This window comes from Alteromonas sp. Cnat2-8 (genome assembly GCF_022348355.1).
In the GTDB taxonomy this organism is placed as follows: domain Bacteria; phylum Pseudomonadota; class Gammaproteobacteria; order Enterobacterales; family Alteromonadaceae; genus Alteromonas; species Alteromonas macleodii.
In genome coordinates this window covers 113,654-139,770 of sequence record NZ_JAKREX010000003.1, presented here as the reverse complement: position 1 = coordinate 139,770, position 26,117 = coordinate 113,654, and the positions used below count along the sequence as shown (strand labels likewise).

At 45.9% G+C, this 26,117-nt stretch carries 15 protein-coding genes; 4 read left to right on the top strand and 11 right to left on the bottom strand.

All coding sequences use genetic code 11. The features are described 5' to 3' along the window. Position 1: 1 nt before the first annotated feature. The 6 genes from MHN00_RS08455 to MHN00_RS08430 form a co-directional block, all read right to left on the bottom strand. Positions 2-589, bottom strand: coding sequence for a cytochrome c oxidase assembly protein (locus MHN00_RS08455; RefSeq protein WP_014951384.1), 588 nt, complete (start codon positions 587-589; stop codon positions 2-4). Positions 590-736: 147 nt separating this feature from the next. Then, positions 737-2,365, bottom strand: coding sequence for a cytochrome c oxidase subunit I (gene ctaD, locus MHN00_RS08450; RefSeq protein WP_039228778.1), 1,629 nt, complete (start codon positions 2,363-2,365; stop codon positions 737-739). Between the two features lie 9 nt (positions 2,366-2,374). Beyond that, a complete protein-coding gene (gene coxB, locus MHN00_RS08445) occupies positions 2,375-3,538 on the bottom strand; it encodes a cytochrome c oxidase subunit II (protein ID WP_014951386.1) in 1,164 nt (387 codons plus the stop codon). Positions 3,539-4,120: 582 nt separating this feature from the next. Further along, a complete protein-coding gene (gene lexA, locus MHN00_RS08440) occupies positions 4,121-4,747 on the bottom strand; it encodes a transcriptional repressor LexA (RefSeq protein WP_014951387.1) in 627 nt (208 codons plus the stop codon). A gap of 112 nt (positions 4,748-4,859) precedes the next feature. After that, entirely contained in the window at positions 4,860-8,420 is a 3,561-nt protein-coding gene (locus MHN00_RS08435; RefSeq protein WP_239300910.1) for a hypothetical protein, read from the bottom strand. A gap of 172 nt (positions 8,421-8,592) precedes the next feature. Beyond that, positions 8,593-10,878, bottom strand: coding sequence for a diguanylate cyclase (locus tag MHN00_RS08430; RefSeq protein ID WP_239300909.1), 2,286 nt, complete (start codon positions 10,876-10,878; stop codon positions 8,593-8,595). 267 nt (positions 10,879-11,145) lie between these two features. Between MHN00_RS08430 and plsB the strand changes: the two genes are divergently transcribed. Continuing rightward, positions 11,146-13,599 carry a glycerol-3-phosphate 1-O-acyltransferase PlsB gene (plsB, locus tag MHN00_RS08425; protein WP_014951390.1) on the top strand — a complete coding sequence of 818 codons (2,454 nt, stop codon included), beginning with the start codon at positions 11,146-11,148 and terminating at the stop codon, positions 13,597-13,599. Positions 13,600-13,844: 245 nt separating this feature from the next. Here plsB and ilvA read toward each other — a convergent pair whose 3' ends face one another. Together ilvA and ilvD are read right to left on the bottom strand one after the other, a co-directional pair. Next, positions 13,845-15,398: a threonine ammonia-lyase, biosynthetic gene (gene ilvA / locus MHN00_RS08420; RefSeq protein ID WP_014977809.1), complete on the bottom strand. Its 1,554-nt coding sequence runs from the start codon at positions 15,396-15,398 to the stop codon at positions 13,845-13,847. After that, positions 15,398-17,248, bottom strand: a complete 1,851-nt coding sequence (gene ilvD / locus MHN00_RS08415; RefSeq protein WP_014977810.1) for a dihydroxy-acid dehydratase — start codon at positions 17,246-17,248, stop codon at positions 15,398-15,400. Before ilvD ends, ilvA begins: the two co-directional genes overlap by 1 nt. 442 nt (positions 17,249-17,690) lie before the next feature. Between ilvD and MHN00_RS08410 the strand changes: the two genes are divergently transcribed. Next, positions 17,691-18,308, top strand: coding sequence for a trimeric intracellular cation channel family protein (locus tag MHN00_RS08410; protein ID WP_239300908.1), 618 nt, complete (start codon positions 17,691-17,693; stop codon positions 18,306-18,308). A 209-nt stretch (positions 18,309-18,517) separates the two neighbouring features. Next, the gene (locus tag MHN00_RS08405; protein ID WP_239300907.1) at positions 18,518-20,032 is read left to right on the top strand and encodes a YifB family Mg chelatase-like AAA ATPase; all 1,515 of its coding nucleotides are present in this window, start codon (positions 18,518-18,520) and stop codon (positions 20,030-20,032) included. A 20-nt stretch (positions 20,033-20,052) separates the two neighbouring features. Here MHN00_RS08405 and ilvY read toward each other — a convergent pair whose 3' ends face one another. Further along, positions 20,053-20,925, bottom strand: coding sequence for an HTH-type transcriptional activator IlvY (ilvY, locus tag MHN00_RS08400; RefSeq protein ID WP_014951395.1), 873 nt, complete (start codon positions 20,923-20,925; stop codon positions 20,053-20,055). Between the two features lie 157 nt (positions 20,926-21,082). Between ilvY and ilvC the strand changes: the two genes are divergently transcribed. Further along, a complete protein-coding gene (ilvC, locus tag MHN00_RS08395) occupies positions 21,083-22,561 on the top strand; it encodes a ketol-acid reductoisomerase (protein WP_014951396.1) in 1,479 nt (492 codons plus the stop codon). A gap of 133 nt (positions 22,562-22,694) precedes the next feature. On the opposite strand, the gene MHN00_RS08390 is transcribed toward ilvC, so the two are convergent. Together MHN00_RS08390 and MHN00_RS08385 are read right to left on the bottom strand one after the other, a co-directional pair. Continuing rightward, entirely contained in the window at positions 22,695-23,942 is a 1,248-nt protein-coding gene (locus MHN00_RS08390; RefSeq protein ID WP_239300906.1) for a multidrug effflux MFS transporter, read from the bottom strand. Between the two features lie 140 nt (positions 23,943-24,082). Further along, a complete protein-coding gene (locus tag MHN00_RS08385; protein ID WP_014951398.1) occupies positions 24,083-26,074 on the bottom strand; it encodes an alpha/beta fold hydrolase in 1,992 nt (663 codons plus the stop codon). Positions 26,075-26,117 lie beyond the last annotated feature (43 nt).

The following is a 26,117-nucleotide window of genomic DNA, read 5'->3' as shown; positions in this document are numbered from 1 at the left end:
CCTATTCGCCATTTGATGGTGTTGAAGCCATAAAGGGATTCGGTGTTGTCGTTAGGTCACTGGCTCGCGCTGTGACGTCATAGAGTGTGTACTGCAAGGTAAAAAACGTAATTTCTTCAGGTAGCTGAGGGTCTACATAAAACTGCATGGGCATATAGGCTTCACTACCCGCATCCAATGGCTGCTGATTGAAGCAGAAGCATTCAGTCTTGTTCAGGTACAGTGCTGCCGTTCCGGGGGATACAGAGGGAATGGCCTGAGCTACGATATTACTTGATGCAGGGTTTCTCACATAAAACGACACCGTATTAAGTTCGCCAGGGTGCACTTTCACGCGCTTGGTTTCAGCACGAAACTCCCACGGCATACCGGTATTTGTGCGAGTAATAAACTCGACGGTCACTTCTCGCGATTCATCAATCTCAACCGATTGATAAACCGCAGCCGTGCCTTCGGTTTTTCCGTTAATTCCCGTAACGTCGCAAAATACGTCGTACAAGGGAACAAGGGCAAAGCCGAAGCCAAACATGCCAATGACAATAGCAACAAGTTTAATAACCATCTTGTTGTTTGCGCTTTGCTGTGACATCACGTGACCTCCGGGTAAATCCATAGATGAAGGTTGGTAAACGCTTGCTTAGTCGTTTATCTCCCTCACCACCTGCAATGTGTGAATGTCATTCCCATCGGCTTTTGCCGGTTGAAAGGAATGACCTATTCACAACTCCACCTACCGTTACTTAACGACAGGTGGTGTTTCAAACGTGTGATAAGGTGCAGGTGATGGAATTTCCCATTCCAATCCTTCTGCGCCGTCCCAAACTTGCGCTGATACCGGCTCACCTTGCTTTTTGCATGCCTTGATAAGCAGGGCAAGAAAGATGAGCTGAGATAAACCGAATGCAAAACCACCCAGGCTTATCCATTTATTAAAATCAGCGAACTGCAATGCATAGTCAGGAATACGGCGTGGCATACCAGCCAAACCCACAAAGTGCATAGGGAAGAACAACACATTGACCGATACCAATGAGCACCAGAAATGCCATTTAGCTAAGGTTGTGTCATACATTTTTCCCGTCCATTTAGGCAACCAGTAATACACCGCAGCCATGATGGAAAAGACCGCGCCAGTTACCAGTACATAGTGGAAATGGGCTACAACGAAGTAAGTGTCGTGATATTGGAAGTCCACGGGCGTGATCGCCAACATTAGCCCTGACAACCCACCAATGGTGAACAGCACAATAAAGGCAATAGCGAACATCATTGGCATTTCGAAGCTCAGTGAGCCGCGCCACATGGTCGCTACCCAGTTAAACACTTTCACGCCAGTAGGCACCGAGATAAGCATGGTGGCAAACATGAAAAACATTTCCATGTACACCGGCATGCCCGTGGTGAACATATGGTGAGCCCATACAACAAAAGAGAGCAGTGCAATCGACGCCGTGGCGTACACCATAGACGCGTATCCAAACAGCTGCTTTCGAGAGAAGGTAGGAACAATTTGCGAGATAATGCCGAAAGCGGGCAAGATCATAATGTACACTTCAGGGTGCCCGAAGAACCAGAAAATATGCTGGAACATAACCGGGTCGCCGCCACCAGCAGCATCAAAAAAGCTCGTGCCAAAGAACTTATCAGTTAACACCATGGTAACCGCACCGGCGAGCACTGGCATTACCGCAATCAGCAAGAATGCCGTGATAAGCCACGTCCATACAAACAGCGGCATTTTCATCCAGGTCATGCCTGGCGCACGCATATTAAAGATGGTCACAATCACGTTAATCGCACCCATAATGGATGAAATACCCATGATGTGAACAGAGAACACAAACAACGCTGTCGAATCGCCACTGTAAGTCGTTGAAAGGGGCGCGTAGAAAGTCCATCCAAAAGCAGGGCCGCCGCCTTCCATAAAGAGCGAGCTCAATAGAATGAGAAAGGCACCTGGTAAAATCCAGAAGCTCCAGTTATTCATGCGCGGTAACGCCATGTCAGGGGCGCCGATCATCATGGGAATAAGCCAGTTTGCGAGCCCAGTAAAGGCTGGCATTACTGCACCAAATACCATGATAAGCCCGTGTACCGTAGTCATTTGGTTAAAGAAGTTTGGCTCTACAATTTGTAGACCGGGTTGGAATAGTTCAGCGCGGATCACCATGGCCATCGCACCACCAACTAAAAACATAATAAAGGCAAACCACAGATACAGTGTGCCTATGTCTTTGTGGTTAGTGGTAAACAACCAACGCGTTATCCCTTTAGGAATATGATCGTGGTGTTCATGGTCATCATGTAGGTGACCGTCATGAGGCGCAGAGGTATCTGGCGAAATAACTTCAGTTGCTTTGCTCATTGTCTGCTCCTAGTTTCCGTTTGCCACTGCGTTGACATCTTTGGCTTGAACCATATCGCCAGTTTTATTGCCCCAGGCATTTCGCTCGTAAGTGACTACGGCGGCAATTTCCTTAAGACTTAGCATTTTTCCAAACGCTTGCATGGCTGTTCCTGACTTTCCATGCAGCACGATGTCAATGTGACCTTGCTGATCTTCTAGTGCCATCTTGCTGCCTTTTAATGCCGGGAACACGCCAGGTAAACCTTCACCATTTGGCATATGGCAAGCAGCGCACGTTGCGTTGTATACTCGCTCGCCCTCTTTCATCAGTTCATCCATAGACATATTCATAGAAAGTAGACGCTGCTCTTCTTCTTTTGCTTTACGAACAATCTCTTCTTGTTCGCCCATCCACTTTTCAAACTCGGCGGGTTCTTTAGCAATTACCACAACCGGCATATAGCCATGGTCTTTACCACAAAGCTCTGCGCACTGTCCGCGATAAATACCAGGCTCATTCACCTTGGCCCAAGACTCGTTAATAAAGCCGGGGTTGGCATCTTTTTTCACGGCAAAGTCAGGAACCCACCAAGAGTGGATAACGTCGTCAGAGGTAATAAGAAAGCGTACTTTTTTCCCAGTAGGAATAACCAAGGGACGGTCAACTTCCAGCAGGTAGTTATCTGTTTTCTGAAATTTGTTTTCTATTTGCTCGCGCTGAGTGGCGAGTAAAGAATAAAACTCTACATCGCTATCCATGTACTTGTAATGCCATTTCCATTGAGAGCCTGTTACTAACACCGTCATGTCAGGCTCAGACGTGTCTTCCATAGCAATTAGAGTATTCGCTGCGGGTACCGCCATGAAAATAAGAATAAGGAAAGGAATAACGGTCCAAGCAATTTCGACCTTCACGTTTTCGTGAAAATTAGCTGGCTTGGCACCACGGGACTTTCTATGTAGATACATTGAGGCGAACATCACGCCAAAAACTACAACCGCGATACCAACACAAATGAAGAACATCAACATATGGAGGTCGTATACCTGCCCACTGATGTCGGTAGCACCGCGTCTCAAATTAAGCGAAGAGGCTTCTTCGCTTGCTTCTTGCGCAAAAAGCAAAGGGGAAAAAAGCAAAATTGGTATACTAGAACACCATTTTGCGAAAACGGTCGTTAGTTGTTTCACTCAGCACCTCCGTAATGGCGTGGTCAAAGACGCTGATTAATTTGCGCGATGCCCTACCAAATGGTTTGCGAACGATTGACCCGTAACCTCAACTTGTAAAACAAATTTAGAGTCATTGTTATTTTTTTGTTAATCTCTGTATAAGAATTGCGCAATAATGTCGTGCCGTCTAGTCTTTTCTATTAAAAATTTAACGAAGTGGTTAATTTTTAATCATTTACTAAAATGGTCGCGGGGGATTTCACGTGCAAAAAGAGAAAGCCATTGCTGTGGGATGCCCTTGGAATCAAACAGGCATTTTGAACACGGGGTTAAAGTAAATGCTCGACTAACTAGTTAAGAAATCAATAAGTAATCGATTACTCAATGTCGATTTCAAACAAAATTCAAAATAAAAAATGGAAAATACTTGAAGCATTCATAGAAAGAATAACGAGAGTAATGATAAAAATAAGCGCGCAGAAAACCAACAGGTTTGCTGGGCAGGATAAAACCTAAGTTGGCAGATTGAAGAAAAAAACAGGAACAAAAGACATAAAAAAAGCGGCTAACGCGCCGCTTTTATACAAACAAGCTAAAATACTACATCCAGTCAGCGTTTCTGATCACACCCACCGCAATACCTTCTATCGCAAAATGTTCAGTCGCCAAATCAACTTTTATTGGTGCAAACTCATCATTCTCAGCATGAAGCAATACTTCACGCCCGCGTTTCTCTAGACGCTTTACGGTGACGTCTTCATCTACACGCGCCACAACCACCTGACCGTTGTGTACATCAGTGGTGCGATGAACAGCGAGAAGGTCACCGTCTAAAATACCAATGTCTTTCATGCTCATACCGTTGACGCGTAGCAAAAAGTCGGCATGGGGTTGAAACAGTGCAGGATCGACTTTGTAGTGCGATTCAACATGCTCTTGCGCCAAGATCGGCTCACCAGCTGCAACACGCCCAATTAACGGTAGGCCTTCTTCTTCTTGTGCGTCGTTATCAAGAGGGATATTGAGCTTAATGCCACGAGACGTACCAGGCAAAATTTCAATCACGCCTTTACGCGCCAATGCTTTCAAATGTTCCTCTGCTGCATTAGCAGAACGAAAGCCAAGCTGACGGGCTATTTCCGCACGAGTAGGCGGCATTCCCGTTTCTAACATGGTTGTTTTAATAAGTTCTAAAACTTCGGTTTGTCGAGCTGTGAGTGGGCGCATAAAAGACCTGTCTGTTCATACAGTTCCTGTAAGTATATACACCTAAAACTAAATAACAAGCACTTGCCGCGTCTTTTGCGATCTGCAATAGCCTACGACAAGTGCTTTCCTCTTATTTTACGAGAAGAGCCATGTTCGGGTTACTAATTTGTAACTCCAGCTCCCCATCACTATTTTGACGTGTGCGCATGCCTTCAACATTATCGAGCCCAAGTCCAGGGCTTTGCCACACCACATTGCCTTTATTATCAACCTCAACCACGCGATATGCGATGCTGTCATAATAATTGTACGAATAGTCATTCTCGTTAGGCTGGTAGATAGCGAGAATCGACTGATTAGACGACGTCGTTGGAACAGCCGCTATATACTGAGGGTAGAATGACGGTGCTATAGCGTCTTTGAGTTCTAATGCATCGCTCGCCACGTCATAAACATTGATGGTGTTGTAGTTTCTATTTAAACACGCAAATTCAAGTTCGCTATCACTATCAAAATTTACCGTGAGCAATTGGTCACAATTGGTTTCCAATTCATTCAATCCAACAAATTCACCATCCTGCATTTTATAGAGCTTGAGCGAACTATAGCCCCCAACAGCAAAATAATGCACACCGTCTTTTTCAGAGGCAGCAAGCGCATTAATTGAAAAATCGTTAATGATTGAGTCGATAAGCACCTGATTCTCGATATCAAACGCTTTAAGTCGATTGTTCTCAATAATAACTGCATCGGCGTAACTATCGTTATTTACGTCAATGGCTTCAATAAACGAAATTTCACTATTCTGATTATTGTTCAGTGTCCACTGAATAGCGTTATCTGTAAGTCTCACGACATTAAACGACGAACTATAATCCAGTGCCCCTATTAGTAACTCACCCACACCGTCATTGTTGTAGTCTGTAACGACCGGTTTGCTATAGTTATAGACATCTTCGCCAACCTCAGCACTTATCGCAAAGTTATCCTCTTTATCTACCGATAAAATCTGAATAGATGATTCGTAACTACTTGTATCGCTAACAAAGACGGCTCTTTCATCATTATCGCCATAAGGTGCCCAACCCGCGGCATGATATCTACTCGCGCGCGGCGCACCTTTTATATCTGACAAGGCATATTCACCGTTGGCATCTTGTTGCGCTACTAAAATTTGATTCTCACCAGTCCAAATAATGTCATCCACATTGTCATTGTCTAAATCGTCAATGAGAAGTGACATGCCACTGTAAGTGTTGTGGTTAAGAGCCCACTGCTCAGAGATTTGTCCCGCTTCTAATGCAAAACCTCTAACTTGTCCCCACTGACACTCGGAGACAACCACTATTCCTTCTGTAGCTGGGCTTTCTTTACTATAGGCGATATCACAAATGTCACCATGTTCCGCCGTTGCCAAACTGCTTTTCGATACTGCTGAGTAGATTGAGATATCATTCCAACTATCGGCACCGATGATTTCATCTACACCATCGTTATTCATATCACCCAGCACAACAAATGCGTCGCTGAACCCGCTACCGTATAGCCATTGGTTGGCACCGCTTTCGATATCAAATACATAACCATTGTTCGTTACCATTTCTATCGATGCGTCATCATCTACGTTACCAAAAGCAAGGTTATTGACGCCGTCAATATCGTACTGTTGCAACTGCTCACCTGTGCGAACATCTACAATGGCAATAGAAGTCGCATTGTAATATTCGCTCCCATATAAATAAGCAACTTCATCAACCCCGTCACCATTGATGTCATAAAATAAGCCAGAAATAATACTATCTTCAATAATAAACACCGCTTCTGCGTTACTTTCGCGGTCTTTTATTACAGACAATCCCTGTTGAGTAAGAAGGTAGATTTCATCATTATTGTCACCATCAACATCTTGGGTATGCACGCTTCTAATTTCGCCTTTAGTTGGCAGTTTATACGGATACACATAGGTATTTTTAAGCGTATTGCCTTCTAGCGAAAATGCGCCCACGTTGCGAGCATTTACCGTGATAAGTTCACTTACACCATTGGTCGAAGCAATAGCAAAGCCATGATTATGAATTGGTGTCATCACAGTAGTACGAGCATAAGCCGGGGCCTTGTCCGCATAAGAAGTGATTTCGAGCGTTTGTTGGGATTCAGTTCCGTCTAAGCTAGCGAAACTAAACATATAAGTTTGAGCGTTGAAAAGTTGATTCGCAGGTACATTCCAGGTCATCAGACCTTCCGCATTTAACGAAGCACCAGGAGGCGCTGAAATAAGCTCTCCCGCGACGTCATCGTCAACTCTGTCTGGGTCACTCATCGATACGGTAAACTCTACGTATCCGCCCGCAGTTACAACTTCAGGCATATTCGATGCAGTGAGCGTCATAGGAGAATTGCCGATCTCAACGAAAGTAGGCTGGGATTCAACAACGTTAATACCGTCTGACACCACCATGGTAACTTTAACTTCATCACCGAAGACTGCGCTGTAAGGTGGCAGCGTGGTACCATTAACATCGTCAAGGACTACACCATTTACATACCAGCGAAACGAAATCACCAGCTCTGAGTCGGGAGTATCTGAATCATGATAGTAGCCAGGCTCAACGGTGACTTCATCTGTGGTATAGACAGTCTCATAAGCATAGTAATAAGGCTGATTCACTACAGGAGGTACGGATATCGCATCGATATCTGAAAGCGCAAGGCCAGTATGATTTCCGCTGGCAAACGCTGTTAGATTATTAAAGTATACACCTACATCGTAAATATCATCGCCGTTGTTATCTTCGCCATAGCGAACTGCGCCATCAATAACGTCAATTCCAGCCGTTTTATCTCCTTTTACGACCAGCGAGCCAGATGACGAATAGGGAAGGTCGCCCTGATCAGAAGAATATGCAAAGTCCAATTTGCCTTTAGACGCAATGTAGATTGAACCATTAAGTTCAGACACGAAGGTATTGTTTGTCACCCCTTCTGCTGATGTGCCACTGACCTTGTAAGTTTCACCATTGTGCGTGACAGTAAGATACTGCCTCGTCTCTTCATAAAACGTACCTGTTTGTGGGCGGTAGCGAAAATCAACACTTAAGTAGCCTTTTAATGTTGTGCGCACGCCACCGTCTAGCATAGACAAAGTAGTGAAATAAGACGTTACTTCGGAGCTGTTTTCACCTGCGTCAGTAATAACTAGCGAAAATTGTCCGTCATACCGAGTGGAGTCGTAATATTGAATGCACTGATCATAGTCTACAGTAATCGTTCCTTTACCCGTGTCTTCATCAAGCTTACCTGAGTATGTTACTGATCCTGATTCATAGCACTCGGTCGTACCTTCAACGTTGCCGTTCTCATCTAGGAAGGTGTAGATATCATATTGATCTACATAGGGTGAGCCACTTGTATTGTCACCAAAGAGCGTGATGTAAACCTCTTGTACTGCGCTGATATCCACAGTAGAGACTTTCGTTTCTCCACTGTAGTTCGCATCAGCATAGGTGGTTGCCGCCGAGTTTAGTCGTGACTCTGAGTAATCTAAAGGATTTGATAAAATTTCTAGTGCTGTCGGCTCAGGTGGAGGTGGTGGGTTTGTAGGTGGAGAAGAATCAGAGCCACCTCCACCACCACACGCAGTTAGAGCTAAAAGAGAAAAAAGGCCAGAAAAACCCAAGCGCGAAGTTTTCATACATCGTCCCTGATTTAAAAGGCATGTCGGCTTTTTAGTTAAAAGCTCAAAACAAGCCTAATTATTAAGTTTAATAAAATATTCGTTTTTTATAACTTAACTTTATCAATCTAGCAACAGCGCCTTGAGCGTATACGCTTATATTTAATGTAGGCGAAGCCACGTACTATTATTATTCATCCCATACGACTTGGTTTCTGCCCTGCTCCTTGGCTCTGTACAGCGCCTTGTCAGCAAGCGATAAGAGGGCGCTGAAATCCGCCTCATAGGTGTCTTTAACAAATGTTGCGCCAATGCTGATCGATAAATTCATCGTGTCTGTCTTGTAGGTCACCCTTCCTTCTTCAACAGCAATACGCAGTGCTTCTAGCTGCCTATGGATCTCTTCTTTCTTGTCACCTATCATGACTATTGCAAACTCTTCTCCTCCTAATCGAGCCACGACATTTGGCGTTTGATTATGTTTAGCTATTTTTCTCGCAACAGCAATAAGCGCCTGATCTCCAGCATCGTGACCGTAGGTATCGTTTACTTTTTTGAAGTGATCAATATCGACGATAGCAACACATCCACGACAATGTTGTTTTGAAAATGAGATGCACTCGTCAAGGAACGCGCGTCGGTTATAAAGGCCCGTTAAAGAATCAGTCATCGCCAAATGCCTAAGCTTCTCTTCAGCAACGGCTCGGGCTTCCTCAAGCTCTACTGCGTAGAACAAGCCAGCCAAAGCATCTAAAAAGGGCTGTAGAAACTCAGCATCTTCGTCAGTATAGGTATCAAACTTATTCGCTAAACCGACCATTCCCACTACTTTATCTTTCACTTTTATAGGTAGGCCTAAAAATCGGCTAATGCGCGGATGACCGTGCGGAACACCTTTGGAATTAGGGTGACTGTTTGGCGCATTACTAATGGTAACTTCTCCCGTTAAAATTGAGGTTCCAAAAAGGTTGTCGAAGTTACTAAAGTAGAGGTTTCGTTTTTTGTATTCTGCATATTGAGAAAAGCTACTGTTATCCCAAACAATTTCAGAAATCGCATGAATGAAAAGTCTAGATGAGCTACCGTCTCCTTTCATTTGGCCGACGAAGGCAAACTGGCTATCTGAGATATCTATGAGTTCGGCCAATACGGACTGACACGCCATCGTCAAGTCATTGTTTTGGAGATATGATGCCCGGGTTTTATTGATAAATTGAAGGAGCTGGGTTTTCTTTCTCTCATGCAGTTCGCTTTCCATTCGTTGCGTTATATCTCTATGAATACCTGCTATACGAACCGGCTTACCTTGGGCATCTGTCTCAACGGTTTTCCCATAACTTTCAACCCAAACCCAAGAGCCATCAGTGTGTTTCATGCGAAATGTGGTGTTAAAGACTTTGCTCTTACCAATTAGATGCATGTTGAGCTGCTTTTCAACTTTGACGTAATCCGCGGGATGAATGAGCTGTCTAAAAAAGCGGGAGCCACTGTCATAGTATTCATACTCAAGACCAACAATGTCGCACCAGCGCTTGTTGACTTGATTAACATCGGCGGCCAAGTTCCAGTCCCATGTTCCTAACTCTGAAGCCTCGAGTAATAAACGCATCCGCTGATTGGTTTTGTTGAGCTTATCTTCCACATACTTTTGGTCACTAGTGTCAAACAAAAATGCTTGAACCGAGTACAACATGCCGTCTTCGCGAAAATTTGCCGTTGATATCATGCTCACCCAAATAGTACGCGTTGGCGTCTTTATCTGAAGACGGCAGGTGTGCGTTTCAACACCTTCCATGTGGGCCTGCATAGCAAAGGTAAAATCACCCTCCGCCTCCTCAGACAGAACCTCACTCAATGCCACCGTTCCAGTGAGCAAATCTTGGGGTGAAACTCCCAATACACGCTCACTATTTTTCGAGATATACACCAGCCTCAACGATGTATCATAGCGCCACGTTGCCAACACAATAGGAGACTTTTCAATTAGACCGTGCTCGCGTTTAAGCGCTTCGTGTTCTCTTGAAAGCGAAATATGCTGACTAACCAAAGCACCTATTCTGTCTAAAACTTCTAAGTGTTTTGCGTCTATTTCTCTTGGCACGGTATCAATTAAACATACGGCACCGATTACCTGATCATTTATCTCGATCGGCGTTCCTGCGTAAAAACAAATGTGAGGTTCTCCGGTGACGAGAGGATTATGCATAAACCGTGGATCTTCTTGCGCGTTGCTAACAACCACCTGCTTGCGCTCTTCAACGACGTGACTACAAAACGCATGTTCACGAGTGACTTTAGAAAGAGTGGTTCCGTAGTGTGCTTTAAAGGTTTCTTCAAACTCTCCGACGACGCCAATGAGTGCGATCGGCACCTTGTATGCCTCTGCGAGCACCATCATTAAATCATCTAGATCTAACGGCACTTCGCTATTGAGCATAAAGTCATCAATTGTCTTTAAACGGCTTTGATCATCCACTACTGCTTGCTCATATTCATTTGCCCTTATAAAAGTAGTAACAGTCCGGCTGTACCGCAATTAAATACAGCTAATGTTACGTTCTCTGTATTCGAACCCATTATAGAAATGGCTGTGACTCACAAGAAAAGGAGAAGGGCGCTTTTGAACTTCCCATGTTATGGATAGTCATTACAGCATGAGAAGCGATGAAATTGGCTTGTCGCGAGATTGTGACGCGTTTGTGTTACACTTCACCCGTTTTTATTTCATAGGATTACATAATTCATGTCGTGGATGCGAAAAGCCCTTCTGTCGGTATTTCATTATCCTGTTAAGTTACTGGTTAAAGCCCACAGCATTCCAGTTAACGTTGAAACCGAATTAGGAATAGATAAAAGTAAACCTATCGTTTATCTACTTCCCACCAACTCAGTGACAGACCAACTTGCACTGAGAATGTCGACTAAAGCGCTAGGTTTACCTAGTCCTACAGAAACCCTCACATTAGCGGGGCGAGAGTATTCGTCGACCTTATTTTTACGCAAAACCCAGCCTCTTTTCCGTTCGTCGGCTAAAGATACGGGAATTGAAGACGTTTTTACTGACCTCTTTCATTTGCATAGAGACCATGAAAACCTAGATTTACAAGTTGTTCCTGTCTATGTGACGTGGGGCCGTGCCCCGGGTCGTGGTAAGCCAGGCTTAAGCGATCTCATTGCTGATAAAGCGGCGCCAAGTTGGCTTCGTAAGTTGTTCATTGTGCTGTTTTTGGGCCGCGACAACTTTATTAACTACTCTAAAGCCGTTTCTGCACGCGCGATGTCCAATCAACATGGTAGTGACCAAAGTATTGCACACAAGCTTGTGCGCGTAGCAAGCACTCACTTTCAAAGAAAGCGCCAAAGCATGACTGGCCCTACGCTGTTAGAGCGCCAAGAACTCAATAATAGTGTGTTGGGCTCTGATGCAGTGCGTCGCGCTATTGCTGAGGAATCACGAAGCAAGAAGGTGTCTCATGAAAAAGCGAAAGAGACTGCCCAAACCTACATCACAGAAATCGCGGCAGACTACCGCGAAGGGCTAATTCGTTTTGGCGACAGGCTACTTACCCGTATCTGGAACAAAATTTATAACGGTATTAGTGTAGGTCATGCCGATCGCATTCGTGAATTGGCGGCTAATGGTCATGAAATCATCTACGTACCGTGCCACCGTAGTCACATGGATTACCTATTATTGACTTACGTGATTTATCACGAAGGTATGGTTACGCCACATATCGCTGCAGGTATCAATCTGAACTTTTGGCCGGTTGGAAAAATGTTCCGTCGTGGCGGTGCTTTTTTCTTACGCCGCAGTTTTGCAGGCAACAAGCTCTACACAGCTGTTTTCAGAGAATATCTAGAGCTGCTGTTTAACAAAGGCTATTCGGTAAAATACTATCCCGAAGGTGGCCGCAGCCGAACCGGCCGTTTGATCCCACCGAAAACGGGCATGCTAGCCATGACCATTCAAGCCATGCTCAAAGGCGTTAACCGTCCAGTTAGTATCGTGCCTGTCTATATTGGCTATGAAAACGTGATGGAAGTGAAGAGCTATTTGAACGAACTCAAAGGCTCTAAGAAGAAAAAAGAATCTAACCTTCAGGTGTTCTCGGCTATTCGTAAACTCAAGAATTATGGTCACGGATACGTGAATTTTGGCGAACCCATTGCGCTTAACCAGTTTCTTGAAAATCATGTGCCTAACTGGCGAGATTGTCGCGATGCCGAGCCAGAGAAAAAACCAGCGTGGCTGACACCTGCGGTTAACGAACTGGCCAATAATGTCATGACGCGAATTAATCGCGCAGCGGCATTAAATGGTATGGCGTTAGCGTCGTTATGCTTACTGTCTTCTAAACGACAGACCATGAGTGAAGCTGAGTTAAAACAAGCAATGGGCGATTTCATGGACTTGTTTAAAGCGGTACCGTTCAGCGATGATGCCACCATTCCAGATTCATCAGCGGAAGAGCTACTGCGCGATACGCTGAAATTAGGCCGCTTTGACGTAAAAGAAGACGATTATGGGCGTTTGATCAGTCCTCAACCAAAATCAGCGGTATACCTTACTTATTATCGCAACAACATTTTGCATTTATTCGCGATCCCAGGTCTTATTATGGCATCTATCTTCGCGAAGAAAGGCACCACGAAGAACAGTATTTTTCAGCTTATTGCGGCGCTTTATCCGTTGCTGCAAAAAGAACTGTTCTTGCACCTTACCCAAGATGAAGCGCTTGCGCATACTGATGCGCTTATAACAGCGCTACTAAACAAAGGATTGTTGCGTCAGGAGGGCGATGAACTGTTGCCGCCAGATGCACACTGCAAACAATTCCACTCAGCATGGCTGTTAAGCCGATGCATGCAGGAAACGCTTCAGCGTTACGCGGTGGTATTGACCATTCTAGATAAAGAAAAAGTGATTAGCCGAAGTGCACTTGAGCGCGAAAGTAAGCAAGTGGCTGAACGCTTATCTGCTCTCTACGGGCTAAGCTCACCAGAGTTTTACGATAAGAATGTGTTGTCTAGCTTTATCAGTGCATTGAAAGAAAACCACTGGCTGGACTCTGAAAAAGATGGCAGCTTAAAGTACTCAGAAGAGTGTGAAGCCTTACGTGCTGACGTTATGGCCCTGATTTGGCCAGAAATGATGCAGCATTTGGAGAACGTTACACTAAACGCTTCGAATTAAGGCGACGCTAGCTGGCTGAATTTGCCAGCACTACGGAGCTTAGGTAAAAAGAGAAAGCCCATGCTACTGCATGGGCTTTTTATTGCGCGTCAATCTATCTTGGCAGGCATTGAAAATCCCCATACTTCATTGATAGATAGACGCTAGATAGTGCCGCTTCGTATCGCTCCCCGGTAAACCTGCGCTTAACGCGAAGCAATACAAAGCAAAAACGGGAGATAGGCTCGTTTCGCCTGTTTCGCTATTTAGACCTTCGCTGGTTGCGACAGGAAAAAACGATAGGCGGGATTGTCTGTTACTTCTTCAACCTTATAGCCTAACTCAGCAACATGCTGGTTAAAGTCATCTCTACTTTCTGGTGCGATATCAAAGCCTGCCAATACCAAACCTTCTGCTGCGCCATGGTTGCGATAGTGAAATAGGGTAATATTCCACTGTTCACCTAACGTATTTAAGAAGTTCAGTAGGGCACCCGGACGCTCAGGAAATTCAAAGCTGAAGACTTGCTCGTTGAGAATAGTTGGCGGACGGCCACCAACCATGTGACGAACATGGAGCTTCGCTAACTCATTATCGGTTAAGTTAACGCAGTCATACCCTTTGCTTTCAAGGTCGCTTTGCAGGGCAGCAAACTCTTGCTGCCCGCCTTTAAGCTTAACGCCCACGAAAATATGTGCTTCGCTCTCACTGGCATAGCGATAGTTGAATTCGGTGATTGCTTTTGCCCCAACGCACTCGCAAAACTGTTTAAACGCACCTTTGTTTTCAGGAATTTTAACCGCAAAGACCGCTTCTTTCTGCTCACCTAATTCACAGCGTTCAGACACATAGCGAAGGGTATGAAAGTTGATGTTTGCGCCACACAGAATGCCGCCTAACTTCTTACCTTTGAGGTCGTGTTGCTTAGCGTACTTGCGAATTGCCGCCACCGACAATGCGCCCGCAGGCTCTGCAATAACACGGGTATCATCAAAGATATCCTTAATTGCTCCGCATATTTCATCATTAGTAACCGTAATGGTTTCATCAATTAAACGATTACACAGACGGAAAGTTTCCTGCCCCATCACTTTAACAGCAACGCCATCAGCAAAAATGCCGACGCTTTCAAGCTCGGTAGGCGCGCCTTGCGCCTTTGCTTTAATGAAACAGGCCGATTCTTCCGACTCTACCGCAACGATTTTTATGCTTGGTTTTAGTTGCTTTAAGTAAACCGCAATACCAGCGGCTAAACCACCGCCGCCCACAGCAATAAATAAGATATCGAGGTGTGGGTTTTGCTCTAGCAACTCTCGCGCGACTGTACCTTGCCCTGCAATGACATCGGGGTCGTCAAAGGGCGGAACAAAGGTATAACCGTGGGTCTCACATAATGCTTTTGCATGGCTACTTGCTTGATCAAAGCTGGTGCCATGCAATACCACATTCACGTTTTCACCGCCGAAGCGTCGTACTGCGTCTACCTTGATATCAGGCGTGGTTTCAGGCATGACAATAGTCGCCTGAATACCTTTCATTTTTGCACTGTACGCTAAGCCTTGCGCATGATTACCCGCCGAGGCGCCAATTACGCCAGCTTGCAATTGCTCGTCGCTTAGTGAGCAAATACGGTTATAGGCACCGCGCAGCTTAAAGCTTTTTACCGGCTGCTGATCTTCGCGTTTCAGAAAAATTTCATTGCCAAGCTCGGCTGAAAGCAAAGACATATAGGAAAGTTCACTTGCCACTGCTACATCGTAAACAGGGGCAAGTAAGATCTTCTTCAAATATTCATGATCGCTAACGTGTTCGGCTGCCATTACAGATTTTCCAGCTTAGTCACATCACGCACTGCACCTTTATCGGCACTGGTTGCTAACGCCGCAAAGGTTTTAAGTGATGTGGAGACTTCACGAACGCGATCTTTCGGCTTCCAAGGCTTATCACTGGCTTCCATTTTCGCGCGGCGTTCTGCTAGTTCTTCATCGCTAATAGCAATATTGATACTTCTATTGGGTATATCTATTTCAATTTTATCGCCATCTTCCACTAGGCCAATTCCACCACCACTGGCGGCTTCAGGTGAGCAGTGACCTATAGACAACCCACTGGTACCGCCACTAAAGCGTCCGTCTGTTACCAAAGCGCAGTGCTTGCCTAACCCTTTAGATTTCAAGTAAGACGTTGGGTACAGCATTTCTTGCATACCCGGGCCGCCGCGGGGACCTTCGTAGCGAATGAAGACCACATCACCGGCTTTTACTTCATCGCCCAAGATACCTGCTACCGCATCATCTTGGCTTTCGTAGATTCTCGCAGTTCCGTTGAACTTAAGAATAGACTCATCTACGCCAGCCGTTTTTACAATACAGCCATCTTCAGCCACATTACCGTAAAGCACGGCAAGGCCACCTTCTTGACTGAACGCATGGTCGATAGAGCGAATGCAGCCGTTTTCGCGGTCGTCATCGGCTTCGTCCCAGCGACAATCTTGGCTAAATGCTTTTGTCGTGCGAATACCCGCAGGACCCGCGCGATAAAAGGTAATAGCGTCTTCGTTTTCAGGGTTAGTGATGTCCCACTCGCTGATAACGTCGGTAAGCGGTTTTCCTAAAACATGATTAACATCGGTGTTCAGCAAGCCAGCCTTATTTAGCTCGTTCAAAATACCCAAAACGCCACCCGCTCGGTGTACGTCTTCCATGTGGTATTTGGGTGTTGAAGGTGCCACTTTGCATAGGTGAGGCACTTTGCGAGACAATCTGTCGATGTCTGCCATAGTAAACGGCACTTCGCCTTCCATTGCCGCTGCTAACAGATGCAAAATGGTATTGGTCGACCCACCCATGGCAATATCCAAGCTCATGGCATTCTCAAAAGCCTTAAAGTTGGCGATATTACGTGGTAATACACTGTCATCATCGTCGCCGTAGTAACGCTTGCACAGCTCAACAATTTGTTTGCCCGCTTGTTTAAATAAACCTTCACGGTCGGCGTGGGTAGCCAGCATAGAGCCGTTGCCCGGCAAGGATAAACCTAACGCTTCGGTTAGACAGTTCATGGAGTTCGCGGTGAACATCCCTGAACATGAGCCGCAGGTAGGGCAGGCTGAGCGCTCAATTTCGTCGGTATCAGCATCGCTAACTTTGTCGTCAGCAGCCGCTACCATGGCGTCAACCAAGTCTAGTTTAATAAGCTGGTCTGAAAGCTTGGTTTTACCCGCTTCCATTGGGCCCCCAGACACAAAAATGACCGGTACGTTCAAGCGCATAGACGCCATTAGCATTCCCGGGGTAATCTTGTCGCAGTTAGAAATACAAACGATGGCATCGGCGCAATGTGCGTTCACCATGTATTCCACTGCATCAGCAATGATTTCTCGAGATGGTAAGCTATACAGCATACCGCTGTGCCCCATGGCGATACCGTCATCCACTGCGATAGTGTTGAATTCTTTCGCCACACCACCCGCTTCTTCAACGCTGCGTGCCACTAATTGGCCGAGATCTTTTAGGTGAACATGCCCAGGTACGAACTGCGTAAATGAGTTCGCAATAGCAATAATAGGCTTGCCGAAATCAGAGTCTTTCATTCCAGTTGCTCGCCATAACGCGCGAGCTCCCGCCATATTTCTACCTTGAGTGGTAGTTGCTGAACGTAACTTGGGCATAAATCCTTCCCGTTAATTTAAGGTTCTAGGTTTAGGCGCTAGACCTTTTTGTGAAACTAAAAAACAGTGGTAAACCAGTAATGCTTTGGCTCAACTTCCAATACGCGCTGTTTTACTCAAAATTGCATGTCATACTGATGATGTAACACATCATCTAAGGTCGTTCAAAGCGAGGAGCAACAAAGCCTAACTGCTAACACATCAGTAGCGCTTTGTTTTATATGATATATTTGACATACAATACCTATATCCATTGGCATTGTAATTATGAAATGTTGTTCGATAGAGGTTATGGCTTTACCTCATCACTCAATATCACGAACCGTAATCTCAACAGTACGTTTCGATATTGGGCAAAGAAATAGCATGAAACATAAGGCCTGATCAAGTATTTTGCGGTAGGAATGGCGAGTTTTTAAGGGTAGTAAAAGGGTACAAGAAGATGTTTGATTGGTTTCATTGGTTAAACTTAGCGGGGGTTGCAGTGTGCGCAATTTCCGGCACCCTGATGGCCTATCAAAAGCGTATGGATGGATTTGGCGTGGTCGTGCTTGCCAGCGCAACCGCCATTGGCGGCGGAACACTGCGTGATGTCATGTTAGATGTCCCGGTCTTCTGGATTGCCGATACCGATTATTTATACACCACACTGATAGCCGCCTTTATACCCATTATCTGGCTGCGTATTAGTCCACGCTTTCCTTTTCACTATTTATTAATTGCCGATGCTTTCGGGCTCGCGCTTTTTAACGTAGTAGGCATAGAGAAAGCCTTGGCAAACGACACAGGCATGGCCGTGGCGGTTGCCATGGGCACCATTACCGGCGTGTTTGGCGGTCTGTTACGGGACGTTATTTGCCGAGAGGTACCGCTGGTACTCAACGGCGAACTGTATGCAATGACCTGTATTGCAGGGGGCGTGGTTTATGGAATAGGCATGCATATGGAACTCGCCACACAGTGGTGTGGTATTGCGGCCCTTGTCACAACCGTACTGTTTAGGCTTGGCGCCATGCGCTGGCATTGGCAGCTGCCCGTTTTCTACAACGACCACCACTAGCACTAGCCTAAGTTTGCTGAGCAGGATCATTACATGCCAAGCGTTTTATGCACTCTCAGTAGATCCCATCGTTAGTACAGTTACATCTTATCCCGACTCTCTCTAAAGTTTACGCAGACTGCGTTGGCTTACATTTTTTACCGCGCTGACACGTTTGCGTTTCATAACCACGAATCATAAGTATTCAGGGAAAGGAGGTTGTTTAGATTATGGGAATGGCTGTTGTTAAAACCTTTGCAGGGCAGGGCGTGGCAGCGCCAGAAGTAAGTGTAGAGATTCACCTTGCTAATGGTTTACCTGCTTTTCAACTGGTCGGCATGGCAGAAACCAGCGTTAAAGAAGCGCGAGAAAGAGTACGCAGCGCCCTGATAAACAGTGGTTTTGAGTTTCCCGCAAAACGAATAACCGTCAATTTAGCGCCAGCAGATATTCCCAAGTTTGGCGGGCGGTTCGACCTTCCCATTGCCGTAGGCATTTTAGCTGCGTCGGGCTACATCTCAGACATTAGCCTGCTCAACATTGCCTTCGTGGGCGAGCTTGCATTAAACGGCGAAATAAAGCCGGTTAACGGGCTTATTCCTGTTGTCATGGCAGCCGCACACGAAGACATTGCGCTCGTATATCCGGGTGATAATGACGTAGAGGCTGCATTGGTTTCTCATGCAACACGCTATCCCGCTTTCGATTTACTGTCTGTTTATGAACACCTTACCGGCAACAAAAAACTCGCCAAAGGCCAGCCGTTTACTTCTCATTCATCACGCAGCGCTTCAACTGGTTGGGACGATATTATCGGTCAAAAGCAAGCCAAACGAGCGCTTGTTATCGCAGCAAGTGGAGCACACAATTTACTTATGGTAGGGCCTCCTGGCACAGGTAAAAGCCTGCTCGCCAGCCGATTGCTGTCGCTATTACCCGATATGAGCGAGGAAGAAGCGTTGGAAGTGGCTGCCATTCACTCTGTGAAAGGCGAAAAACTGCATGCAGAGCGTTTTCTAACTCGCCACCTCCGCTCGCCCCATCATACTAGCTCTGCGGTGGCGCTTACTGGCGGTGGCTCAAACCCTGTACCGGGTGAAATATCGCTGGCTCATAATGGTATTTTGTTTCTAGACGAACTGCCTGAATTTGGGCGAAAGGCACTGGATGTATTGCGCGAGCCACTTGAAACCGGCGACGTGCATTTGTCTCGTGCTTCAGGAAGCGCCACATACCCCGCTAACTTTCAACTAGTAGCGGCGATGAACCCAAGTCCGACGGGTGATATTGATGATAACCGACTAACCCCGCAGCAACAGCTCAACTACTTGAACCGGTTATCGGGACCACTGCTTGATAGAATTGATATACAAGTCGAAGTGCCGCGGCTACCTGACTACGACCTGCCAGAGCGTGCCAATAGATCTGACGACTCGATACACGCAACGCGAGAGCGGGTCATTGCAGCGCGTCACAAACAAGGGCTACGGCAAGGTAAGCCAAATGGGGCGCTGCACGCGGGTGAGCTTGCCGATATATGCTTACTTGATGACGCTGATTTGCAGTTTTTACAAGCCGCTGCTAAACAGCTTAATTTGTCTATGCGGGTATTTCATCGCACGTTAAAAGTGGCAAGAACCATTGCTGACCTTGAAGAGCAGAACGCTGTATCGCGGGCGCACATTGCAGAAGCATTGGGCTATCGCGCCCTCGATAACCTTATTAAACAGTTGAGCGCTAGCTGAGCACCAGCTATGCCTTAAACTTAGCCACGCGTTTGCAAATTAAGCTGCATAAAGGCGTTAATAAGCGGCTCGTTTTGCTTATCCTGCAAGCAGCACAATCCTAGGGCATAAGGCTCAATATCTTCAACAGGTATTTGGGTTACAGCATTGGCCATACTGGAGTGATCAAGTACCACTTTAGGCACAAAACCCACGCCACATTCAAGTGCCACCATGCTCACGATGGCCTCGTTACCGCCGACATAAGCATACACATTTGGACGAATACCGTGTTCAGCAAACCAGTGATAGGCAGTACGACGGGTTGGGCCAGTTTCGGGCATTATCACCTGATGCTTGGTCCAGTCCAACTGGCTTAGTTGAGTAAGTCGCCACTCTCTTGGAGCAATAAGTACCAAAGGTACATTATCAAGCGCGGTGAAATGTAAATCTGTCGGCATATCAGGGGTGTAGATAGCAATAGATAAGTCGCACTCTTTGCCTTTCACTTTTTCTATCGCAAGGGCAGGATCGCCGGTAATTAGGCGTATATCAACACCCGGGTGCTGTTGCCTGAACTGTCTAAGCATAGCGGGTAAGTGGCTTTGACTAGCGGTAACCGAGCAAAATACGCTGAGCTCTCCCTGCAATGCGTCGTTATCTTCTTTTAAGTCGACCTTTAGCTGCTGCCAATCCTTCAGCGCTTGCTTTGAAAAAGACAGCAGCTTGTGCCCACTGTGGGTTAGCGCCACTTTGCGGTTATCACGTTTAAACAGTGTACAGCTTAACTCGTCCTCAAGGCGCTGAATCACGCGGCTTAATGTAGAAGGCGACACATACATGGCCTCGGCGGTAATGCCAAAATGTAGGCTGGTAGCTAGGTGATTGAACAGCTGTAGACTGCGAAAATCCATAAATATTTCACTTTATGCAACATTATCTTGCAAATATATCATTTTCCAAAACAAAAGAAATCTTTTAGTCTCAATATCAAGTCGTCATAGACGAGGTCTGTCAACACCAAGGTCGGTGTTTGATATTGACAAAAATGAATGTTGTTCGGAAATTTTTATGGCTAATTATTTCAACACCCTGTCACTTCGCCAGCAGTTAGATCAGCTTGGCCGCTGCCGTTTCATGGCACGCGATGAATTCGCTGACGGTTGTCAGTTCTTAAAAGGCAAGAAAATTGTCATTGTAGGCTGCGGCGCGCAGGGCCTTAACCAAGGCTTGAATATGCGTGACTCAGGGTTAGATGTTTCTTATGCGCTGCGTCAAGCAGCCATTGATGAGCAACGCGACTCATATAAGCGCGCAACCAGTAACGGATTTACCGTTGGTACTTACCAACAGCTCATTCCAGAAGCAGACGTAGTATATAACTTAACACCTGATAAGCAGCACGCTAGCGTAGTCGAAGCCGTTATGCCGCTTATGAAAGAAGGTGCAACGCTAGGTTACTCTCACGGTTTCAATATCGTTGAAGAAGGGCAGCAAATTCGTAGCGATATCACAGTAATCATGTGTGCGCCGAAAAGCCCGGGTTCTGAAGTACGTGAAGAATATAAGCGTGGCTTCGGTGTACCAACTCTGATTGCTGTACACCCAGAAAACGACCCTGAAGGTAAAGGCTGGGATCAGGCCAAAGCACTTGCAAGTGCAACGGGCGGTGACCGCGCAGGTGTACTTGAGTCATCATTTGTGGCTGAAGTTAAATCTGACCTCATGGGCGAGCAAACCATTTTGTGTGGTATGCAACAAGTTGCAGCGGTACTTGCGTTTGAAAAAATGGTTGATGACGGTATCGAGCCAGGATACGCAGGTGCACTTATTCAGTACGGCCTAGAAGCTATTACTGAAGCACTTAAGATTGGCGGTGTGACTAACATGATGGACCGTCTATCAAACCCTGCAAAAGTGAAAGCGTTTGAGCTTTCTGAGCAGTTAACTGATTTACTTCGTCCGCTATTTGAAAAGCACCAAGACGACATCATCAGCGGTGAGTTCTCTCGCACCATGATGGAAGACTGGGCGAATGGCGATGCGAACCTGCTTAAGTGGCGTGAAGAAACCGGTGAAACCGCGTTTGAGAACGCACCGGCTTATGAAGGTGAAATTAGTGAACAAGAATTCTTTGACCACGGCATCTTACTGGTTGCCATGATCAAGTGCGGTGTTGAAGTTGCGTTCGACGTAATGGTTGAAGCCGGTATTTTACCTGAGTCTGCGTACTATGAATCACTGCATGAAACACCGCTTATTTCTAACACAATCGCACGTAAGCGTTTGTATGAAATGAACGTGGTTATTTCAGACACAGCAGAATACGGAAACTATTTGTTTGCTAACGCAGCAATTCCAATTTTGCGTGAGAAATTTATGCCTACCATTGATACCAGCGTTATCGGTAAGGGTTTAGCCGCTACTTCTAATCAGGTAGAGAACAAACGCCTTGTTGAAATTAACGAAGCCATCCGCTCACACGGTGTGGAATCGGTAGGTAAGACCTTACGTGGCTACATGACTGACATGAAGGCCATCATAGGTTAGGACAGTTTCTGTCGTTAGGTGCTTAACTAAGCCCTCTTGCCCGACCATTTTGGTCGGGCTTTTTTATGTCCGTAAGCCTGCTAATAAGTATCTTTCTTACGCAACTAACCTCTGCGACACGCCGATACACCTTCTAAATAGAACCTTCACGAACGCGCTCAGCATAGCGTACGGATACGTAAGACAAAGCAAAAAAGACGAGAAATCCCCAGCCGATAGGCATTAAATTTCCATTTAAGAAACTGTCGACGAACAGTGCAACAGGCACCGAGAAAAGGCTAGAAAATGAGCCAATTATGGCCGCGCCTAAACCTGCCATATCGCCAAGCGGCTGCATCGCCATGGCGTTTAAGTTACCAAACAGTATGCCCACAAAGAAAAAGCCTACAAACATAACCGTAACCGTAGGAATTAAAGGCGGCAAGCCGTCGTACGCCAACAGTAACACTAAATACACAACGGCAAACCCGTTAACCCCTTTAAGTGCAAAACGACAAAGCTTGCGCATCCCAAAACGCATTACCATTTTGCCGTTAAAGTAAGAGGCGAGACCAATTGAAAAAGCAAGCGTTGCAAAGATGTAGGGAAACCATTCACCTACGTTGTAAAACACAGTAAATATGGTTTGCGAAGCGCTTAAATACGCCAGGAATGCCCCAAAAATACAGCCCATGGCAAAGGTGTAACCCATCACTGCTGGGTTAGTGAGAATGAACTTTGACGATGCAAAAAACTGCGCCCATGAAAACTTTTTACGCCTTGCTCTTGGCAAGGTTTCCCCTTGACGAGAAAAAAACCAAATGCCGGCCATGGTAGCCACAATGAGAAACATAGTGAAAATATGGAACCATGAGGTCAACTCCATCACCGTTTGCCCAATAATAGGCGCCAACATAGGCACTAATATAAACACCATCATGATAAACGACATGACTTTTGCCATCGCATCGCCAACGTAAAGGTCGCGAATAATTGCCATAGAGGCTATTCGTGGCCCAGACACCCCAAATGCTTGAATAACGCGACCTACCAGCATGGTCTCCAAATTGGTGGCCATCATGCAAACAAATGTACCTAAGGCGAAAATACACAGGCCCACTAATATAGTTAGGCGACGGCCGCGGCTATCGGAAAAAGGCCCAAAGAACATTTGACCCAGTGCCATGCCTAAAAAGAACACGGTAACGATTAAGTGGGTTTGATGCGCCTCGGCGACCTGTAGTGACTCGCCAATTTGAATCAACGCAGGCAGCATAGCGTCAATGCTCAACGCGACAAGGGATGTCATCGTAGCCATTAGCGCAACAAATTCAACAAGGCCAAGCGCTGGCTTTTGCACAACTGCAGTATCCTCAGATACGCCATTAGAAGTCTGGGGCATAAAGTCTCGAATATGAAATAAAGTGGGGGAAATTAAAAAGGCGCGAAATTAACGCGCCTTGTTGAGTATACCTGAAACTTGGTTAAAAAGCCGCCAGCCAAGCAAAATCTTGTCGTAAATACTGGTGCATTTAACGGGTGTTACTCGGAAGCTGAAACGTTTGCCGTTGCAGCACTCGCTTTACTCGCTGGCCTAAGGTGTTGGTCTAAAAATGCATCCATTTCCTTAAAGAAAATATGACGATTTCGCTGAATAGACAAATTGTGGTCGCCACTTTCAAGCTCTACATATTTGTAGACCTTGTCGTAATCATCTAACTCGTCAGCCATGTAGCGACTATGAAGTGGAGGGACAACTCTATCTTCATCTCCATGTACCAGCAAAATTGGCGTCTTTATCCCTTTCGCATTGTAGTAAGGCGAGCGCGCTTCAAGGTCATCATAATCATCCCCAATTTGGTTTTTCACAAATTCGTTGTTCAGGAAACGGCGAGAATGAATAATGACGTGTTTAAGTGAACTTACGCCAGCAAAGCTCACCGCACACTTAAACAGATCCGGGGTTTTGACAGTTGCCATCAGGGCGGCGTAACCGCCATAGCTAGCGCCCACAATACACATGTTGTCTTGCTCAGCGTGCCCCTGCTCTACCATCCAGTTTGCCGCATCGGTGATATCATCTTGCATAGCCAAGCCCCAACCTTTCATTTGGCTTTGCGCAAAGCTGTACCCATACCCTCTAGAACCTCTAAAGTTAGGCCTCAGTACTGCATAACCTTTCGACGTAAAATACGCTGTCCAATAGTCGAAACCACTGAAATCTCTTGCTCCGGGGCCGCCGTGGGGATGAATAATGGTAGGAAACGGGCCTTCGCCTTTTGGTAAAGTCAAATACGCTTCGATTTTGATGCCGTCTCTGGCTTCATATTCAATTAACGTATGCTCAGATAATTTTGCCGGATCTATTTGAGCATACTGCTCAAAAAGCATCACTAACGTGCCTTCTTTACGGTCACCCAACAAATAAACTCCTGGTAAGGTGTCTGACTCTGAATAAACAACATATGTTTGTTCGTCGTCGCTAAAGCTGACTAAGGTATTGTCGTAATCAGGAAGACCAGCATCGATACCATTTTGAAGAGCGACGTAACGTTCATCCCAATAATGTCGACCGTCATGGCGTACTCCTATTGCATCTCGGGTAACCGGTGAATAGATAAGGCTACCATTAACATCGTACCCTTCATCAGCATACACCTCTGTTCGCTCATTAGTAGTAAGGTTCAAGGTGTACAATGCACGGAAGTCTCCTTTATAACCTTTGAAATAAAGAATATTTGGGTCTTTTGCAAAGCCAACTGGGTATTCACCCTTGTCAGACATAGCGTTGTAAGCAAATAAGGTGCGCCAATCGTCTCCTTCTTTTAGAAAGACTTCTCGCTCCCCTGTATCGTAATCAAGCGAAACACCTATACGAACGTTATTTTGTTGGTCCGTCATCCAATCTCTAATGCGTTTTTTCCCGCGAATAATGCGACTTACGCCACCATCATTAACATTGATTTTGTAAACCGACGGCAGCCCCAACACCTCAGCGTCTAAGGCAATTAGAATATGTTCTGGATCGTCAGGCAGCCAGTCGATAACGTCATCGTGAAATTGAGGAATGTGGTTCGGGTTACCTGCTCGACGCTTTATTCTCTCCCATTCAACCAAGTTGAATGCACCGCCTTCACCGTCAAACTTAATGCTTAACAACCGTGTGTCGTGAACTTTCGTGGTGCCACGGCGGGTTTCGTAACGAGCGCTAACCACCAGCCGTTCATTGTTCACCCAGTTGTACCAGTTAATTTTTACGCGTTCATTGTCCGATCGCAGTAGGTAGTGCTTTTCACCCTTTTTTAAGTCGTAAGTGGCAAGCATGGCAAACGCTTCTTCTTGCTCAACGTTTTGAACAAAAGCGATTTTTGAGCCATCGGGTGACAGCGACGGAGTCCAATAAGTTGGCAAAGAACTGAATTTTTCGTACTCGGGTTCTGCCTTAGTTTGATCTGCGCCCAGTGTGGAGAAAGAGCAAACCAACAGTAGCAAAGTAACTAGTGTCGTAGGTAAGAGAGCCTTATTAGAAGACATAACATTCCCTTGTTGTTTTTTATTGTTAGTGGAACTTAGCTTA